The sequence below is a fragment of the Vibrio sp. RE88 genome, from assembly GCF_013113835.1.
In the GTDB taxonomy this organism is placed as follows: domain Bacteria; phylum Pseudomonadota; class Gammaproteobacteria; order Enterobacterales; family Vibrionaceae; genus Vibrio.
The window spans coordinates 286,663-305,311 of sequence record NZ_VTYQ01000005.1 but is presented as its reverse complement, the minus strand read 5'-3'; the positions used below and the strand labels follow the sequence as shown (position 1 = coordinate 305,311).

18 protein-coding genes, 1 riboswitch and 1 other annotated feature are annotated in these 18,649 nt (G+C 44.4%); of the genes, 4 read left to right on the top strand and 14 right to left on the bottom strand.

The window, feature by feature from the left end:
- Positions 1 to 3: 3 nt before the first annotated feature.
- The 6 genes from hisH to F0265_RS13945 form a co-directional block, all read right to left on the bottom strand.
- Positions 4 to 618 carry an imidazole glycerol phosphate synthase subunit HisH gene (gene hisH / locus F0265_RS13970; RefSeq protein WP_171749342.1) on the bottom strand — a complete coding sequence of 205 codons (615 nt, stop codon included), beginning with the start codon at positions 616 to 618 and terminating at the stop codon, positions 4 to 6.
- 26 nt (positions 619 to 644) lie between these two features.
- Complete coding sequence (gene hisB, locus F0265_RS13965) at positions 645 to 1,718, bottom strand: bifunctional histidinol-phosphatase/imidazoleglycerol-phosphate dehydratase HisB (protein WP_019275701.1); 1,074 nt, start codon at positions 1,716 to 1,718, stop codon at positions 645 to 647.
- 68 nt (positions 1,719 to 1,786) lie between these two features.
- Complete coding sequence (gene hisC, locus F0265_RS13960; RefSeq protein WP_171749341.1) at positions 1,787 to 2,827, bottom strand: histidinol-phosphate transaminase; 1,041 nt, start codon at positions 2,825 to 2,827, stop codon at positions 1,787 to 1,789.
- A 12-nt stretch (positions 2,828 to 2,839) separates the two neighbouring features.
- Positions 2,840 to 4,132 carry a histidinol dehydrogenase gene (hisD, locus tag F0265_RS13955; RefSeq protein WP_171749340.1) on the bottom strand — a complete coding sequence of 431 codons (1,293 nt, stop codon included), beginning with the start codon at positions 4,130 to 4,132 and terminating at the stop codon, positions 2,840 to 2,842.
- Between the two features lie 5 nt (positions 4,133 to 4,137).
- Positions 4,138 to 5,034 (bottom strand): ATP phosphoribosyltransferase, encoded by an 897-nt coding sequence (gene hisG, locus F0265_RS13950; RefSeq protein WP_006962779.1) that lies wholly within the window; start codon positions 5,032 to 5,034, stop codon positions 4,138 to 4,140.
- Positions 5,035 to 5,074: 40 nt separating this feature from the next.
- Positions 5,075 to 5,211: a sequence feature (His leader region), on the bottom strand.
- A gap of 174 nt (positions 5,212 to 5,385) precedes the next feature.
- Entirely contained in the window at positions 5,386 to 6,987 is a 1,602-nt protein-coding gene (locus F0265_RS13945) for a Na+/H+ antiporter NhaC family protein (RefSeq protein ID WP_171749339.1), read from the bottom strand.
- Between the two features lie 113 nt (positions 6,988 to 7,100).
- Positions 7,101 to 7,283, bottom strand: a riboswitch (Lysine riboswitch).
- A gap of 609 nt (positions 7,284 to 7,892) precedes the next feature.
- Here F0265_RS13945 and F0265_RS13940 point away from each other — a divergent pair.
- The gene (locus F0265_RS13940; protein WP_171749338.1) at positions 7,893 to 8,300 is read left to right on the top strand and encodes an H-NS family nucleoid-associated regulatory protein; all 408 of its coding nucleotides are present in this window, start codon (positions 7,893 to 7,895) and stop codon (positions 8,298 to 8,300) included.
- Between the two features lie 89 nt (positions 8,301 to 8,389).
- On the opposite strand, the gene F0265_RS13935 is transcribed toward F0265_RS13940, so the two are convergent.
- A complete protein-coding gene (locus F0265_RS13935) occupies positions 8,390 to 9,694 on the bottom strand; it encodes an inosine/guanosine kinase (RefSeq protein WP_171749337.1) in 1,305 nt (434 codons plus the stop codon).
- 222 nt (positions 9,695 to 9,916) lie between these two features.
- Positions 9,917 to 10,186, bottom strand: a complete 270-nt coding sequence (locus tag F0265_RS13930; protein ID WP_006962783.1) for a hypothetical protein — start codon at positions 10,184 to 10,186, stop codon at positions 9,917 to 9,919.
- Between the two features lie 194 nt (positions 10,187 to 10,380).
- On the opposite strand from F0265_RS13930, the gene mnmA reads away from it, so the two are divergent.
- The 3 genes from mnmA to purB all read left to right on the top strand — a co-directional run bounded on the left by mnmA (position 10,381) and on the right by purB (position 13,668).
- The gene (gene mnmA, locus F0265_RS13925; RefSeq protein ID WP_006962784.1) at positions 10,381 to 11,502 is read left to right on the top strand and encodes a tRNA 2-thiouridine(34) synthase MnmA; all 1,122 of its coding nucleotides are present in this window, start codon (positions 10,381 to 10,383) and stop codon (positions 11,500 to 11,502) included.
- Positions 11,503 to 11,530: 28 nt separating this feature from the next.
- A complete protein-coding gene (gene hflD, locus F0265_RS13920) occupies positions 11,531 to 12,148 on the top strand; it encodes a high frequency lysogenization protein HflD (RefSeq protein ID WP_171749336.1) in 618 nt (205 codons plus the stop codon).
- Positions 12,149 to 12,297: 149 nt separating this feature from the next.
- Positions 12,298 to 13,668 carry an adenylosuccinate lyase gene (gene purB, locus F0265_RS13915; RefSeq protein ID WP_171749335.1) on the top strand — a complete coding sequence of 457 codons (1,371 nt, stop codon included), beginning with the start codon at positions 12,298 to 12,300 and terminating at the stop codon, positions 13,666 to 13,668.
- Between the two features lie 87 nt (positions 13,669 to 13,755).
- Here purB and F0265_RS13910 read toward each other — a convergent pair whose 3' ends face one another.
- From F0265_RS13910 to F0265_RS13885, 6 genes are read right to left on the bottom strand one after another with little or no spacing between them, the layout of a single operon-like run.
- Positions 13,756 to 14,289, bottom strand: coding sequence for a DUF3833 domain-containing protein (locus F0265_RS13910; protein ID WP_171749334.1), 534 nt, complete (start codon positions 14,287 to 14,289; stop codon positions 13,756 to 13,758).
- A 1-nt stretch (position 14,290) separates the two neighbouring features.
- Complete coding sequence (locus F0265_RS13905) at positions 14,291 to 14,842, bottom strand: chalcone isomerase family protein (RefSeq protein WP_171749333.1); 552 nt, start codon at positions 14,840 to 14,842, stop codon at positions 14,291 to 14,293.
- Positions 14,796 to 15,323: a DUF2878 domain-containing protein gene (locus F0265_RS13900; protein WP_171749332.1), complete on the bottom strand. Its 528-nt coding sequence runs from the start codon at positions 15,321 to 15,323 to the stop codon at positions 14,796 to 14,798. Before F0265_RS13900 ends, F0265_RS13905 begins: the two co-directional genes overlap by 47 nt.
- A gap of 2 nt (positions 15,324 to 15,325) precedes the next feature.
- On the bottom strand, positions 15,326 to 16,564 hold the full coding sequence (locus F0265_RS13895; protein WP_171749331.1) for a cyclopropane-fatty-acyl-phospholipid synthase family protein: 1,239 nt from the start codon (positions 16,562 to 16,564) through the stop codon (positions 15,326 to 15,328).
- Positions 16,561 to 17,358, bottom strand: coding sequence for a DUF1365 family protein (locus F0265_RS13890; protein ID WP_171749330.1), 798 nt, complete (start codon positions 17,356 to 17,358; stop codon positions 16,561 to 16,563). Before F0265_RS13890 ends, F0265_RS13895 begins: the two co-directional genes overlap by 4 nt.
- Positions 17,358 to 18,638 carry an NAD(P)/FAD-dependent oxidoreductase gene (locus tag F0265_RS13885; RefSeq protein WP_171749329.1) on the bottom strand — a complete coding sequence of 427 codons (1,281 nt, stop codon included), beginning with the start codon at positions 18,636 to 18,638 and terminating at the stop codon, positions 17,358 to 17,360. Before F0265_RS13885 ends, F0265_RS13890 begins: the two co-directional genes overlap by 1 nt.
- Positions 18,639 to 18,649 lie beyond the last annotated feature (11 nt).

The following is an 18,649-nucleotide window of genomic DNA, read 5'->3' as shown; positions in this document are numbered from 1 at the left end:
CTTTTATAATTCTAAGAAGTTTTGAATAAGCTTCGCGCCCGCTTTTGAAGAACGCTCAGGGTGGAATTGCACACCGTAGTAATTACCGCTTTGTACTGCTGCCGTGAACGGATTTCCGTATTCACATTCTGCAATGGTGTAGTCCCCTACTGGCATGGCAAAGCTGTGTACAAAGTAGAAGTACTCACCTTCTTCAATGCCTTTGAACAGCGGGTTGCCTGATTTTGCGGAGACTGTGTTCCAGCCCATATGCGGCAGCGGCAAGTCGCCAGTTTGTAGTAGCTTCACTTCGCCATCACAAAGTCCAAGACACTCAACCAATTCATCTGCTTTCTGCCCTTTCTCTTGAGACACTTTACCTAGCAGTTGCATGCCTAAACAGATGCCTAACAGCGGCTTCTCTACCTGTTTTACCAAGCTGATAAGAGCACGCTCAGCTAGGTTTTTCATTGCTTCACTGGCGGTTCCTACACCCGGTAGGAATAGCTTGTCAGCCGACAATACAATTTGTGGATCTTTTGAAATCGTTACGTCATAGCCTAGGCGTTCAATGGCAAACTTCACCGAAGAAACGTTGGCACAGCCAGTATCGATGATGACAACTTTCTGTTCTGTCACTGTTTTTCTCCTTGCTCGCGCTAGCCTTAAAGCACGCCTTTACTACTTGGCAGCTCAGTACCTTCTACTTTGATTGCTTGGCGCAGAGTACGACCAAACGCTTTAAATAGACTCTCAATGATGTGGTGATCATTGTCGCCAGCAGAAGAAAGGTGCAGCGTACACGCTAGGGTGTCAGTTAGAGAGCGGAAGAAGTGAACGACCATCTCGGTTGAAAGGTCACCAACTTGCTCACGGCTGAACTTCGCGTCGAACTTAAGGTAAGGACGCCCTGACAGGTCTAGCGCACATTGTGCCAAACACTCATCCATTGGCAGGCTAAAGCCAAATCGGCCAATACCACGCTTATCACCTAGCGCTTCTTTCAGCGCTTGGCCCAATGCAAGTGCGGTGTCTTCTACTGAGTGGTGATCGTCAATGTGTAGGTCGCCCTCCACTTTACACACCATCTTAAATCCACCGTGTGTTGCGATTTGATCCAACATATGGTCAAAAAAGCCTAGGCCAGTAGAAATATCATTACCGCCTTGGTCATCAAGATTTACCGCGACTTTAATATCAGTTTCTTTCGTAGTACGGACTACTTCAGCAACGCGGGCTTTCACCGTCAGATCTTTCAGGATCTGTTTCCAGCCCATGGTTTCTGGGTTGTACTGAATGCCACGAATCGCCATGTTTTCTGCAAGTTGAAGATCGGTTTGACGATCGCCAATCACAACAGAGTTTTGGAAGTCCACTTTGCCACCTTGAAGGTACTCTTTCACCATGCCTAATTTAGGCTTGCGGCATGAGCAGTTATCTTCTTCAAAGTGAGGGCAGATCAATACGTCATCGAATTTCACACCTTGAGATTCGAAGATTTCCATCATCATATCGTGCGGTGCATCAAAATCTGCTTGTGGGTAGCTGTCAGTCCCTAAACCGTCTTGGTTCGTTACCATCACTAGACGGTATCCTGCATCCTGCAACGACAGCAGACTTGGGATAACAAATGGCTCTAGCTTTAGCTTATCTAAACGGTCTACTTGAAAATCAACCGGCGGCTCAACAATTAAGGTGCCATCACGGTCAATAAAAAGGATTTTTTGTTGTTTGCTCACTCGAACTTCCTTATTGCTAATCTTTGGCGCCCCCACTATTTAGTGGCAGCGATAAATTCTGTCTCTACTTATGAGTAGTAGTTTCTAATAAATCCGAGTGTTTTTTCGCACTCGTCGCGGTTACCTACACTGATACGTACGCAGTTCTCAATTGGCGAGTTACGCAAGATAATGCCTGTCTCCCAAGCGGCTTTGAAAAGATCATCGCCATCTGGAAATTTCACCAATAGGTAGTTACCCCACCCTTCAAAGACTTCCAAACCCGGAATCATCGACAAGCCCACCTGCAAGTAAGCACGGTTTGCGTTCAAATCGAGAACTTGGAACTTCGCTCGCGCTAAACCTGCTTCAGAAAGCGCTTGAGTGGCAATTTCCGCAACAGGAACTGGCACTGGGTATGGTGCGATAACTTTAAGAAGTACATTAATCAGCTCTTCGTTCGCAAGCGTAAATCCACAACGTAGACCCGCAAGCGCAAAAGCTTTCGACAGAGTACGCAGAATTGCGAGATTTGGATATTGTGTCAGTAAATCTACCGTTGACGCTTCTGGGCAAAAGTCGATGTATGCTTCGTCCATCACCACAATGGCTCGGTCTTTTGTCATCTCAAGCAGAGAGACAATATCTTCACGCTTAACCAAGTTACCCGTTGGGTTGTTTGGCGAACACACAAAAACCAATTTGACGTCATCTAGGTTGGCTTCAATACCAGCAAGATCAAGCTGCCAATCCGAGGTTAACGGGACGGTTTTACGCTCGACACCAATGGTTTCAGCGCTGATAGCGTACATACCGTAAGTCGGTGGGCAGTAAAGAATCGCATCTTCACCTGGCTCACAGAAAGCACGAATCAGTAACTCGATGCCTTCATCTGCACCGCGAGAAGTCAACGTTTGTTCTGGGTTCACCCCTGCATACGCAGCGTATGCAGAAATCAGTTCTTTAGGCTGGCATTCGCTGTAACGATTAAGACGAGCAAAATCTGTTTTGTATTCATTGTTGAACGGCGATTCGTTGGCGTTCAGCCATACATCACCCGTACCACCAATACGACGAGCCGATAAATAAGGGGTCAGTTTTTGGACCTGTTTACGCGCTAGCTTTTCCATCTCATTGCCCTCTTACTTAGCTGCTAGTTTTTCTACACGAATAGTCACGGCACGTTTATGTGCATCCAAACCTTCTGCTTCAGCCATGGTCACCACTGTTGGAGCAAGGTTTTTTAGACCATCAGCAGACAGCTCTTGAACTGTCATACGCTTAGAAAAATCCGCCAAACCTAAGCTTGAATACGTACGTGTGTAACCGTAAGTTGGAAGAACGTGATTAGTACCCGATGCGTAATCACCCGCTGATTCAGGAGACCAATCACCGAGGAAGATGGAACCTGCGTTATCGAGTAAAGGTAGAAGCTCGCGAGGGTTCTTGGTCTGAACAATCAAGTGCTCAGGGCCGTAGTAATTTGAGATTGAAACCGCCTGAGTCAACGACTCTGCGATGATAACCAAGCTTGAAGCGAGTGCCTTCTCAGCAATATCCGCACGAGACAGTTCTTTGAGTTGGCGCTGAACTGCATCAGTGACTTGGTCCGCAATCACAGGTGAAGGCGTCACAAGCACTACTTGAGAGTCAGGGCCGTGCTCTGCTTGACTGAGCAAATCGGCAGCGATGAAGTCAGGGTCCGCAGTTTCATCAGCCAAAACCAGCACTTCTGAAGGACCCGCAGGCATGTCAATCGCTGCGCCGCGAAAATCATTGCTCACCTGACGTTTTGCTTCAGTCACGTAAGCGTTACCCGGGCCAAAGATCTTATCAACTTTGGATACTGTTTCTGTGCCATAAGCCATCGCAGCAACGGCTTGGCCACCGCCGACGTTGTACACTTCATCAATGCCGCACAGCTGCGCGACATACAGAATTTCATCTGCGATTGGTGGTGGAGAACACAACACCACTTTGCGACAGCCCGCAATTTTCGCAGGGACGCCAAGCATCAAAACAGTCGATGGCAATGGCGCGCTGCCACCCGGAATGTACAAGCCCACTTTTTGAATTGGGCGCGTTACCTGCTCACAAAGTACACCCGGTTGAGTTTCTACTTTGATAGGTTGTGGCTTCTGCGCTTTGTGAAACTTAGAGATGTTGGCATAAGCTTGCTCAAGTGCGCTCTTCATCTTCTCGGAAAGACGCGCTGACGCTTCCTCAATCTCTTGAGCCGACACACGAATGGATTCCGGTTTCACGCGGTCAAACTTCTCAGTCAATTCAAGCAGGGCCGAATCGCCCTCACTACGAACTTTCGCGATAACTTCAGAAACCGCAGCCGTGATGTTTGCACCTTCAGTAATTGCCGGACGCTCTAAAATAGAATCTTGCTGCGTTTCACTTAGTGACTGCCATACGACGGTTCTCATTGCGATTACTCCATCATTTTCTCAATTGGTAGTACCAGAATTGAGCTCGCACCCAGTTCTTTCAGTTGTTCCATGGTTTCCCAGAACAGGTTTTCAGTACTGACCAAATGAACCGCCACTTTCTGTTGGTCCGCAGAGAGGGGTAATACAGTTGGATCTTCCGCACCAGGTAGCAATGACTTGATTTGGTCTAACTTATCCGTTGGAGCGTGTAGCATGATGTACTTCGACTCTTTCGCTTGCTGTACACCCTGCATTCGAGTCAACAGTTTTTCGATTAGCGCCACTTTGTCCGCATCGAATTCGCCTGTACGTTGAATCAACGTTGCTTTTGATTTAAAGATGATTTCCGCTTCTTTTAGGCCGTTGGCTTCCAATGTTGCACCAGTAGAAACTAAGTCAGCGATGGCGTCAGCAAGGCCAGCACGTGGAGCAACTTCAACAGAGCCAGTCAGCATACAGGTAGAAAATGGTACACCTGCTTCATCCATGTACGCTTTAAGAAGTTGTGGGTAGGTAGTTGCAATTCGTTTGCCTGCCAGATCTTGAGGGCCGTTGTATTCTTCATCTTTGTCGATGGCGATAGACAAACGGCAACCACCGAAATCGAGACGACGAAGTGGCACAAACTCGCTTGGTTCACCCAAAGCGATACGGTCAAGACGGACTTCTTCAAGCTCGTTTTCACCAATGAAACCAAGGTCAACGACACCATCCATAATCAGGCCAGGGATGTCGTCATCACGAACTAACAGTAGGTCAATAGGCATGTTCAGCGAGTGAACGACTAAACGCTCACCCATGATGTTGAATTTTACGCCGCACTTTTTAAGCAGTTCTTGGCATTCTTTGCTTAGGCGACCTTTCTTTTGGATTGCGATTCTTAGGCGTTGTGTTTGCATTGCTTTTATCCCTGTGCAAATTAATTTTTAAATCGTTAAAACTAAAAAACCCTCGGAAGAGTTGGTCTCCCGAGGGTTCTGAATCTTGTAGTTTGCGATTTCTGCCTCCGGGAGTTTCCTGTCCCCCGGGTATGCGTACATCTCCCGAAAGACTAGACTGGGTGATGATGGTGATGAATGTTCATTACAAAATTACGCATACTTATAAGCTCTTCAGTTCGCTTGCTTGGTAACCACACTAACCAAGGCAAAACCATTTTTCAACTAAAAATTGAAGATTTTTTTAATTTGTATAAGACAAATAAAAAGGGAGCGAATGCTCCCTTTAAAATTCTTTTATCGTTCAAATCATTAAACGTTTTGACAGCTTGCCATCTTCGCTTTTGAAAGAATCGATAGCAGGACACAGACGCCAACAAAAGCAACTGCGGATACAGCGAACGAGATGCCTACAGATGCGGTCATACCCAACGTGATGAAACCAATACAAGAGACAGCAGCGACAGATAGTGCGTACGGCAGCTGAGTGGCTACGTGATCAATATGGTTACAACGTGCGCCCGTTGAAGAGAGAATCGTCGTATCTGAAATTGGTGAACAATGGTCTCCAAATACCGAACCTGCCAATACAGCGCTTAGCATAGGCAGCATCAAAGCAAGATCCGTGGCTCCTGCCATATCACCAGCAATTGGTAGCATGATACCAAACGTACCCCATGACGTACCGGTAGAGAACGCCATCAGACCAGATAGCAAGAAAAGGATAACTGGCAACCAATGAGGGTTGATATTACCTTGTGCTAGTGTCGATAGGTATTTACCCGTGTTCATATCACCGATCACAGAACCAATAGTCCAAGCAAATATTAGGATCAGAATCGCACCAAACATCGATTTCGCACCGATCCAAAGCGTGCGAGATATTTCGCTAAATGCGATGCCTTGCTTAAGCACTGTAAACAGAGCTACAGCCAACCCGACAAGACCACCGTAGATCAACGAAGTACCTACATCTGTGTTCTCAAAAGCGCCCAGAACATTAAAGGCTTTGTCGTCTGCGGCTAATGCCTGCCCGCCCGTATATAGCATTGAGGCGATCGTTGCCACAATCAGGAATACAATCGGTAGAACTAAGTCAGAGACTTTGCCGCCTTCACTTTCCTGGATATCTAATTCTTCGTTGATATCATGCGCTTCCTGAGAGTCACCCGCTTGTTCTTTTTCAAAGCCATGCCCTTGAGACGCTGCGATTTCGTGATTACGCATCTTGCCAATATCAAGGCCAAACCAAGCCACTGCAAATACCATTAGCAAAGCGAAAACAGCATAAAAGTTCATTGGAATAAGGCGTACATAAGCACCAAGAGCCGAATACTCAGTGATGCCATGAGAGACGAGAATGCCACCAATGATCGTCATGATATAGGCACCCCAACTAGACGCTGGCATGATCACGCACATAGGTGCAGCGGTTGAGTCTAAGATGTAGGCCAGCTTAGCGCGGGATACATAAAAACGGTCCGTGACAGGTCGGGAAATCGCGCCAACGGCTAGGCTATTAAAATAGTCATCAACAAAAATAAATACGCCTAGAAAAGCCGCCAGTAACTTAGAACCGCGCTTACTTTTAACACGTGATTGTGCCCATTCAGCAAAAGCGCGAGTACCACCTGATAACGTCAACAACGCTGTCATCATGCCTAGCAATAGCAAAAAGCCGACAATACTCATGTTCCAAGTATTGATACCGCCATCTTCGATAAAGACGCTTGATACTGTTGAACCAACGTAACTTAGAGTATTACCCACCGAATAGTCATTAAGAAGGATGGCCCCAAGAGCGATACCAACACCTAAAGACACCAATACACGGCGAGTAATAATTGCCAGACTCAGAGCTACCAAGGGAGGTAACAAAGAAATAGGAGATGATGCAAAATCAATTAAATTCATGATCTTCAAAAACCAGTAATAAATGGTTAGAGATCTACTGCAGACAAATTGAAGGAAAAATTTCCAAGCAATTAAGTTGAACTAAGCGAAAGGGAAGCGAAAACTTCACCCTGCCCTACAGTAGCGCTCCATAGTTTTACAAAATTATAGACTATGGCAGTGTTACCCCTTTCGAGTGTAACCCCAGCAAGCATCTTTGATTTGAATACTCACTTCGGCGAAACAACCTTTCGTATTTGTTCATTGGCATCACCCCAACAAATACTACTGATTTATTTCGCGCCTCTACCGCGAATGTTGATATTTTAAACTGTCAAAAACAAAATTTAACAACAATTTAACCAACACATCGCATTAGGTGGCGTCCATTGTACTCATCTAAAGCGCCATTTCAATACATCATGCCAAATTTACTCACCCTATTGTCAGCGCAATAATGCGTAAGGTTTCTCAACAATTGCATAGCCATCAACCAATATCATATTCAGGCTACTCTACATGGCGCTAATTATTCACAATTTGAGTCACCAATACAGATTTGCACATCTAAAACTAGGCCTTAAGCTCTAACAACGAAAATTAGAGTGAAAAATTCGTGAATTGATGAAGATTTGTTACTATCTTGATAAATAGCTGACAAAAGGATAATCCAAATTATTTTGACGTTATAAAATAAATATCGTCCAACGTATGAAACTTATCCGCTATAAGTATTGTCAAAATCACAAAATCCCCGATATTTTATGCAACAAGAACTTGTTGATTAATTTGAAAGGCCTCATTATTCAAATGAGCTAGCGATTAATTAATAAATTTTTATAACAATTTAACCAGAAAATATTGTATTGCTAATAATACGGGTTTAATATTTATTTTATCGGCTCCTTAAATAAGTGGGAATTTACATGTCGGAACTAACAAAAACTCTATTAAACATTCGCAGTCTACGCGCATTTGCGCGTGAGCTAACTCTGGAACAACTAGAAGAAGCTCTAGACAAGTTATCAACTGTTGTAGCTGAACGTAAAGAAGCTGAAGAAGCTGAACGTGAAGCTCAAGCGGCACAAGAAGCTAAATTAGCCGATATCGCAGAACAAATTAAACAACTAGGTCTTGATAAAGACATGGTTATTTCTGCACTGGCAGGTGAAGCAGCAGGTAAACCAAAATCTAAACGTGCTCCTCGCCCAGCAAAATACAAATATCTAGATAACACTGGTGAAGAAAAGACGTGGACAGGCCAAGGCCGCACGCCTTCAGCAATCCAAGAACAGATAGACGCTGGTAAGTCTCTAGATGACTTCCTAATCTAATTAAATTTATAAAGTGCTAGTTGTTAGCATTTTATAACCCAATAAAAAAGCCTCGCAATAGCGAGGCTTTTCTGTAATTAATGCCTTAATTAACGTTCCCAGTACGCCTCTTCTAAGCTGTCTTCTCGCTCAGGTAAACCTCGAGACAAGCGCGGTGAATGCTGTACTAATACTTCGTAACTGGCACGATTTGAATATTTACATACTTGAGAAAAAGAAGAATATGTCAGGTAAGTATGGGCATGCTTACTCGAATTAGGCACATTTTCTTTGTGGTATTTATTCGCAGCCATATCATGCAACAGCGCAGATAATGCAGCATCGCCAGCACCGTTGGTGTTTTTAATTTTTTCCGGCCCGCCCATGTAAGGAGATATATGTGAATACACTTTGATTGGGTTGTCACACGCCCATTTTGCAGCAGGGCGGCTGAACTCATATCGGTTAAATTCAGCAATACTACCGGGAAGTAATGGCAGAGAAGTCTGACGCTTAGCCGCTTCTTCCGTATAACCCGCCATAAATAAACCTACAGGGCCTGCGGTACAAAGCACCAAGTCCACCCATTCAAGCGTTTTATCTGATGCCGCTAGTGGATCGGATTCGCCCGTTAACGCTTCTGCTTCATCTTCATTCATCGCAACAACGCTGACGTGGTCACGTAAAAAGTTTTGCCAAAATACAGGGTCATCCTGAATAACGAATTTTGTTCCAAGTGTTAGTACGACAGGAACATTATATTTCTTCGCATATTCGATCGCTTTCATCGTTGCTTCTGGCATTGGGTCGCCTTCTTTACAACGAACCAAATAAGCTGTGAGTACTAAAGCAGAAGCATTTTCAAAAATATGTTCCGGAATACTATTTGGGTGAAGCTGATTCATCTGACCTTCACTGATGGCAAATGTGCGCTCACCATCATCGGAGATCAAAGCAAAACAGCGACCAATTGCGCCATCGACACCTTGTAAATAATTCAGGTCCATTCGACTGGAGGTATTACACAAATAGCGGAAACCATAGCTCCCGATCTTAATATCTTGGCTCATGACACCCAAAAGTGTTGAGCGGTCATCAGCTAAAACAGAATAGTTATGAAGAGTATTACCAATGGTGCCACCGGCGTATTCATTGGTAATCAGTTCATTTTCCTTTAGCTCATTGTAAAGCGCTTCCGCAGTCACATCGTCAATAACGAGTGAATGACCTTTACTCAACTGATACTTCTCAATGAGTTCCGAACTTACTTTCGCTTCAATGTCGACCAAAGTTTGGTCAATACCAATAATGTGCGTGCTGGACATTTTCTTGCTTTCTTGAGATTGACTCACTAATGGGTCACGCGCATGAACAGGAAAATAGTGCTTGGACTTTCGTTGGCCTGGAAACTTCATAACAAAATATTCTGAGTAAGGGGTCAAAGGATGCCGGATTCTACCGCGCACTATCTAACGCGGCAATAACCGGAATTATAGCAAACGATTGCGATAAAAATTAAATTCTGCCTATCGAGAGGTAATAAATAAGAAGCGCTGAAAAGGAGAGAAAATTGTTGGTGATTAGCACACAGATAGCAGGCAAAGCCAACTGACCACCAGCTGGCGTTGGATTACAGCTTATTCACCTTCCATAAAACTAATGTCCGGCAAGCGGTCAAGGTGCTCTGAGTAACGTTTGAGATTAAACTCACCTTCGTTTTTCATTACATCGAAGATCTCAATAGAGACAGCACAAGCCATCATTGCAACAGCCTCGTCTCGCGGTGTTCCTGTCATCATCAAACGCATCAAAGTTTCTTTCACTTTGAGCGGTTCACCATCTTCCAACTGATTCTCAACAATTTCAATCAGCTCTGCTTCTGCCATGAATTGACTGTCATCACTCATGTTTTTGTACCTTGTCTAACTTGAATTTTGCCAACTATGCCACATATAGCCTGTCTATAGTGAAAATTCGCAGATTAAGATAGTGAACGAGTAAAATTGCGGCAAATTTGAAGTGTGAGTTCGATCTCGGATCTGTCACCTCGAAACGCTTTCTGTTAAGATCTGCCTCCAGTTAAATTGTGTGGTGTTTAGTAATGTCTGAGAACTGTACTGACAACAGTAAAAAGAAAGTTATCGTCGGCATGTCTGGCGGTGTGGACTCATCCGTTTCCGCGTATCTCCTAAAGCAACAGGGCTATCAGGTCGAAGGTCTGTTCATGAAGAACTGGGAAGAAGACGATAACGAAGAATACTGTACAGCTGCAGAAGACTTGGCCGATGCACAAGCGGTTTGTGACAAGCTGGGAATACACCTTCACACCATTAATTTTGCTGCCGAATACTGGGACAACGTGTTTGAGTATTTTCTGGCGGAATACAAAGCGGGTCGCACACCGAACCCAGACATCCTTTGTAACAAAGAAATCAAGTTCAAAGCTTTCCTTGAGTTTGCAGATGAAGTACTAGATGCAGATTACATTGCAATGGGTCATTACGTTCGACGTACTTTCCCTGATAACGGTGAGAAGCCTCAAATGCTGCGTGGCCTAGATGGCAACAAAGATCAAAGCTACTTTCTATATACGCTGAGCAGCGATCAGATAGCTCGTAGCCTATTCCCTGTCGGGGAACTAGAAAAACCTGAAGTACGCCGAATCGCAGAAGAGCAAGACCTTATTACTGCGAAGAAAAAAGACTCGACTGGCATATGCTTCATCGGTGAGCGCAAGTTTACCGACTTCCTATCTCGTTATTTGCCAGCTCAGCCAGGCAAAATTGAGACACCTGAAGGCAAAGTAATCGGTGAACACCAAGGTTTGATGTATCACACATTGGGTCAGCGTAAAGGTCTGCATATCGGCGGTCAGAAAGGCGGCGGTGGTAATGAAGACCCATGGTACGTGGCAGACAAAGATCTTAAACGTAACGTACTAATTGCGGTACAAGGTGCTGAACACCCACTGTTAAAATCTCAGGGATTAATTGCTTCTCAGCTTCATTGGGTTGATCGCGAGATTATTAAAGCACCGCTTCAATGCAGTGTGAAAACACGTTACCGTCAAACGGATATCCCTTGTACCATTATCCCAATTGATGATGAAAATATTAAGGTCATTTTCGACGACCCTCAGGTAGCCGTAACCCCTGGCCAATCTGCGGTATTTTATAAAGATGATGTTTGCCTTGGTGGTGGCATCATTGAAAAACGTATTTAATTCAATGTATTTTCAGGAGTAATACTACGTGGCTAACGCTCTTTACGACCGCACCATCGCATTTGCAGGAATTTGCCAAGCTGTCGCTCTGGTTCAACAGGTCGCGAAAAACGGTCACTGTGACTCTGACGCATTTGAAACTTCGCTCAAAGCTATCTTAAACACAAACCCAAACAACACCGTGGGTGTTTATGGTCGAGAATCAGATTTGAAACTCGGCCTAGAATGCTTGGTGAAAGGCATCGATAGTACGCCTTCTGGCAGTGAAGTAACTCGCTATATCATTAGCCTGATGGCGCTTGAACGTAAGCTAAATGGACGTAACGATGCAATGTCTCAATTGGCTGATCGTATTCAAATGATAGAGCGACAACTTGATCATTTTGAGCTTCTAGACGACCAGATGATCAGCAACCTTGCCAGCGTATATTTAGATGTCATCAGCCCGATTGGACCGAGAATTCAAGTAACTGGAACCCCTTCTGTACTGCAACAGACAGGTAACCAACATAAAGTTCGAGCCTTGTTACTATCAGGTATTCGCAGTGCTGTACTATGGCGCCAAGTCGGCGGAAAGCGTCGCCACCTCATTTTCGGACGCAAAAAAATGGTTGAACAGGCTCAAATCCTCTTAGCCAGAATGTAATGACTTAACAATACAGCTCGCGCCTATCGCGAGCTGATTTTTTCTACCAAAATAAACTTAACGCAAACGATTGCGCAATCTGCGTGACAATCTATGCGGTTATTGGTATAAAGCACACGAAATTTAGAAACTCAATTCAGGAGAACATCATGGAACTGTCAGCACTGACTGCTGTTTCACCAGTAGACGGCCGTTACGGAAGTAAGACGATTGCACTTCGCAGCATCTTTAGTGAGTTTGGCCTTCTAAAGTACCGCTCTATCGTTGAAATTCGTTGGCTGCAGAAGCTTGCTGCAACTGATGCAATCAAAGAAGTACCAGCTTTCAGTGCAGAAGCAAACCAGTTTCTTGATGATCTTGCCGCTAACTTCAGTGAAGAAGACGCTGCTCGAATTAAAGAAATTGAGCGTACGACGAACCACGACGTAAAAGCTGTTGAATACTTCCTGAAAGAAAAGGTTGCAGGTGTACCAGAGCTCCATGCCGTCAATGAATTCCTTCACTTTGCTTGTACTTCAGAAGACATTAACAACACGTCTCACGCACTAATGCTTAAAGAAGCTCGTGATGAAGTAATTCTTCCTGAGATCAAAAACATCATTGACGCTATTAAAGCACTTGCTGTTGAATACCGCGATATTCCTCTTCTATCTCGTACACACGGCCAGCCAGCTTCTCCATCTACTATGGGTAAAGAAATGGCGAACGTTGCGTACCGCATGGAGCGTCAATACAAGCAAATCGCTAACGTAGAAATCCTAGGTAAGATTAACGGCGCTGTAGGTAACTACAACGCTCACCTATCAGCTTACCCAGAACTAGACTGGCACAAGTTCTCTGAAGAGTTCATCTCTGAGTCTCTCGGCGTAACTTGGAACCCATACACAACTCAAATCGAACCACACGATTACATCGCTGAACTATTCGATGCGGTTGCACGTTTCAACACTATCCTAATCGACTTCGATCGTGACGTCTGGGGTTACATCGCACTAGGTCACTTCAAGCAGAAGACAATCGCTGGTGAAATCGGTTCTTCAACCATGCCTCACAAAGTTAACCCAATCGACTTTGAAAACTCTGAAGGTAACCTAGGCCTTGCTAACGCGGTATTCGGCCACCTAGCACAGAAACTGCCGATCTCTCGCTGGCAGCGTGACCTAACTGACTCAACCGTTCTACGTAACCTAGGTGTTGGTGTTGGCTACGCAATCATTGCTTACACTTCAACGCTAAAAGGCATCAGCAAGCTAGAAGTTAACCGTGAAGCACTACTTGCTGAACTAGACCAAAACTGGGAAGTTCTTGCAGAGCCAGTACAAACTGTGATGCGTCGTTACGGCATCGAGAAGCCATACGAGAAACTCAAAGAGCTGACTCGTGGTAAGCGTGTTGATGGTGAAGCAATGCGCAACTTCATCGACGGTCTTGAGCTACCAGAGCACGAGAAAGCTCGCCTAAAAGAGATGACGCCAGCAAACTATATTGGTCAGGCAATCGAGCTAACTGACAAGTTATAAGATCAAGCACCAATAAAATTTAAGGGTTGACGTGAAAGCATCAACCCTTTCTTTTTTATACCTACTCGTAGATGGGCATCACATTAACTACACATCTGACTTTTGAAAGAACAAAGTAATTTTACCTACTTCAATACCTAACTTTCGGATGCTCGTAATATTAAAGACATGTCGCTCGTCTTGCCTGAATAACCAATCGTCAAAAGCGACAGTTACCTTTGAACCATCCACGACAAGCTCAAAGTCATATACCCAGTGGAGCGCATTACCCATTTCGTTACCTTTCGCCGTACCTAGTATGTCTCCAGCGTCTCCTTCGTAGGTACTATCGCTCAATCGCTTAATCTTCCAGATTCTCTGGTCAAGCTCGCCATCGTCAAATACGAAATCCTCCACAAGTGTTAAAGTATCTCCATCGATTGAGCCTACAATATCGACCCTAAAACGACGTTGCTGCTTGTTGGTATAATCCTGAACCATCCCCCAAGCGATCACCTCGCCGTCAAAGTACTCGAATAGATTGAAAGCAGGTGTGCTGTCTTTATATTCAGAGATATCTGCCGAACACCCCGTTAGTAAGATGAATAGGCTAGCGACAATTAGCGTTTTAATCTTTCGCATTCTACTCACCTCCTATCAGCTCTTGTCTGAGTTTTGGGTATTGCGTCTGTGGAGACAGCCAGATCGCGAGAAACGCATCATTTAACTGAGGATCGGTAATAGAACCTATCAACTGATTTTTTTCGCTATGAGAGGAAAAAAAGAACCTGCCTATGTCTCCATCGGAGACATAGGTCAGTTGTTGGCCATCTTTGATGTCTGGAAAAATGTCTTCGAGCTGAGTCACCCAAGAGCTAGTGTCGGAATAACCCAGTTTTTCCCATTGCTCAATGGTGGCATCGACCAACTGTTTTTGACTAATATCTCTTTGATACTCAATGGATAAAGCGAGTGGATGTGGTGAAACATCTTTACCCTGCGCGTAGTCTCCAGAAGGTGTGAGAAGCTGAGATTTGTATACGTCAAAAAAGAAGTAAGTGAGCTGTGCGCTACCCACTTTACGCCATTCATGCCATTGTTCATCGTTAGCAGTATTTGCTTTTACACTTGCGCTAACAATCAAAGAGCTAGCGATCAACCCTGCTGCCAGCGTACCCCATTTTATCCGATGCATTTCCATAAACCTTTATTATGACTGCCGCAATAAGCAGCCATTCCACCATTAATACAAGAAGTGTGGTTGTCGTTGGTAAAGGAAAATAGACTGCACCCAATTTTTCTCCTGCTAAATAACTGAGCGCTCCTCCGACTCCCCCGAAAATAGATACGAGTAAGATAGAAAATCGGCTCACTATTGGCACAAGAAAATACGCATACCAAACAAAAATAAACCAAAGTGCCATAAGCCAAATAGGGAATTCATTGAATTCAAAACGAAAAACGCCAAGCGCCATATTGGCGTAATCGACCATGACACCGAATAACGCCATCAAAAACACTCGCTCAAGCTTAATCGGTGCAACTAATTGGCTGTATACATAGGTACCGACGACAAGACTAACTGCTAACCACTGCAGTTTCTCCTGTCCAAATACTGCGATGATCCAGACAATTTGAAACCAGAGAGAATAGAGAATTAGCCTCTTCGTCGTCATATTCACGCCTTTTGAAAAGTCATGTGGACAGTGCTTATACTTTTCGCTCGAAATCCACCTTCGCAGTAACAGAAATAGTATTTCCACATACGGATAAAGGTGTCATCAAAGCCTAATTTCCTGACATGGCTTTCGGCTGCCATAAATCTTGTGTGCCATTCTTTCAACGTCTGCGCATAATCTAAGCCTATGTCGAACAAGTTCTTCAAGACTAAGTCGCTGTGTGCAGTTGTTGCTTGAGTTAAAGCAGTAATAGAAGGCAGGAAGCCACCCGGAAAAATATACTTCTGGATAAAGTCTACGTTATTACTGTAGTAGTCGTATCTTTGGTCAGCAATGGTGATGGCTTGGATTGCCATCAATCCTTTTGGCCTTAAAAGAGACTGACACTTTTCAATGTATGAGCCCAAATACTCCTTGCCTACTGCTTCGATCATTTCAATGGACACCAGCTTGTCGTAATGCCCCTTTAGCTGCCTGTAGTCCTTTTTTAGCAGTGTTATCTTATGCTCGAGTCCCTTTTCAACTATTTTCTGCCGAGCGTACTGATACTGCTGCTCGGAAATCGTTGTGGTTGTAACGTGACAACCATATGTCTCCGCCATGTATATCGCCATACCACCCCAACCTGTACCAATCTCAATAACTCGGTCGCTGGATGTGAGTTCAAGCTGCTGACATAACCTTTCCATTTTGTTGATCTGAGCCTGCTCTAAACTATCAGCAGCCGAGCTGAACACTGCAGCGGAGTACAACATTTCTTGGTCAAGGAACGTTTGGTAAAGCTCGTTACTCAAATCATAATGAGCACTAATATTTTTAGCAGCATTCTCCTCAGTATTTCGATTGAACCAATGCCCAAGCTGGTAAGATATTCGAGAGATAAAGCTACTCTGTCCTTCAATAGAATCGAGAGTTTTTAAATTTAAGGCCATTAGTTCCATAAGCTTGGTTAAATCTGGGCTATCCCACCAGCCTTCCATATAAGCCTCCCCTGCTGCAATACTCCCACCTTTTAGCATTCTTGCGTAAAAGCCCGGATTTTTGACTTCAATTACCGCGTGTAAGCGTGACGTCTGGGGTGCACCAAAGGTGGTCCTGTATTCTGACTGTGAGAAAGAATCAATCACAGTTAATGAACCTGAGGTGATTTTTTTTAGGAATGACATTGCCAAACTACGCGCTGTTTTTTGTCCTGTGCTTAGTGACGATGAGTAACCTAAAGTTTGGGAGTTCATCATGTCCTATGCTCCTTAACCTGTTCTCTCGATTTATATTTTTCAGAAGATGCTTCTGGCTTTGTTTTGTATTTAGGATGAGAGTAAAACGGAGCACCTTTACACCAGAGCTTAAACGCATGCCAGTAGATACCGACCAACATTTTAGCTGCCATTAGCGGTGTCCTAATCAGTTGTTTTAGGAGTATCCTTGATGTAAGTGCTTGCTTACTCATGCTGAGCGTGGCATCAAATTCCTTTTGATCCCGATGGCACTCAAGATGAATCGAAAGCTTTTTCCCTAAGGGTTTTAACCGCCAAACATATTCTTGTTCTAAGGGATTAAAAGGTGACACGTGAAACGCTTTGCTATGCCGCCACAAAGTTTCATCAAAAGCAGGAACAGCATAGTAGTGCCTTTGATTCCAGGGAGTATTACTTACCTCAGCCAACAGATAACGCCAACCTCCATCCTTGTTATAAACATAATAGAAGTTTACCGGACTGAAATAGATCCCGAGATATCTAAGATGGATGACTGCCTCAACATGACCGTCTACTTTCTCTCCTGTCAGCTCTTTTATCTTGTCAAATACCGCGTGTTTTAAATCTCCCTCTCCCAGATAATCATCACGTTTGAATCTCGCCCAATGCCACCACTTTTGCCCGAAACCCCACACAGATTTCTCCACCGCGCTGATCTGGTCTAAATCGATACAAGGCATAAAAATTGGGTATTTTAGCTGATGCTCTACCGGACTAAAGCGGCGATGTCTTACCTCCCCGACAAGCAATGAGCAACTGTGCTCTGAGTTCATTATGCCGCACCTCTTTGGCGCTCAACTTTGTTGAGCTGTTTAAGCTCTTTCACAACATCTAAAGCACTTTTGACCCCATCCTCATGAAATCCGTTGTACCAATACGCACCACAGAACCATACCTTGTCCTGACCATTTATTTCTTGACGTCGTTTCTGAGCCTGCATCGATTGCTCACTGAAAACAGGATGATGATAAGTAAACGTTTTGAGCACTTTGTTCGGCTCAATCAGGTGCGCGCTGTTTAATGAAACACAAAATGTCACAGGCGCTTGTATATGTTGCAATATGTTCATGTTATAGGTGAGCGTTGGCGGGCGTTCGCTCTCACCTTGCGCTCCATCTAACCAATAATTCCAAGACGCCCAAGCTGACTTTCTCTTAGGAAGTAAGCTCTCATCAGTATGAAGTGTTACCTCATTCGCTTGATACTCCAACTGACCCAAGACTTCACTTTCAATGCTATTAGCATCGCTAAGCAGAGCTAGCGCCTGATCGCTGTGACACGCGAAAATCACTTGGTCAAAACGTTCGGTTCGATCGTCGAGTTCAATTCGCACGCCAAGTTGCTCTCGACGGACAGACTTCACGGGTGTAGACAGCTTTATGTTATCGGCGAAATCTCTTGTTAGCGGCTCAACATAAGCATTTGAACCTCCTTTAACTACATACCACTGTGGTCTGTTCAGTACGTCTAGTAATCCATGATTTAGGAAGAAACGAGCGAAAAACTGAAGAGGGAAAGCGCGCATGTCTGCAAGTGTGGAAGACCATATGGCAGCCCCCATGGGTAAGATATAATTATCACAAAAGTAGTCGCTAAACTTCTCTTCTGATAAAAAGTCTCCCAGCGTTTTTTCGGACTCTTGAGATTGTTCAACTAACCTTTTTACTTGCTTGTTAAAGCGTAAGATCTCGAATATGAAAGCGTAAAACCTAGGATTGAACCAATTTCTTTTTTGCGCAAAAAGCGTAGATAACGTGTGGCCGTTGTACTCCAATCCGCAATCGTCATTCCGCACACTGAAGCTCATCTGCGTCGGTATACCTTCCACACCAATCTCTTCCATCATGGCAATAAAGTTCGGATAAGTTCTGTCGTTATACACAATGAAACCGGTGTCTACTGCATAGCTCCCGCCTTCAACCTCAACATTGACCGTCGCAGTATGCCCACCGATGTAGTCGTTTGCTTCAAAAAGAGTAACATCATGTTGCTCTTTGAGATGGTAAGCACATGTCAACCCAGAAATACCCGTCCCGATTATGGCTATTTTCATTTTGGAATCCT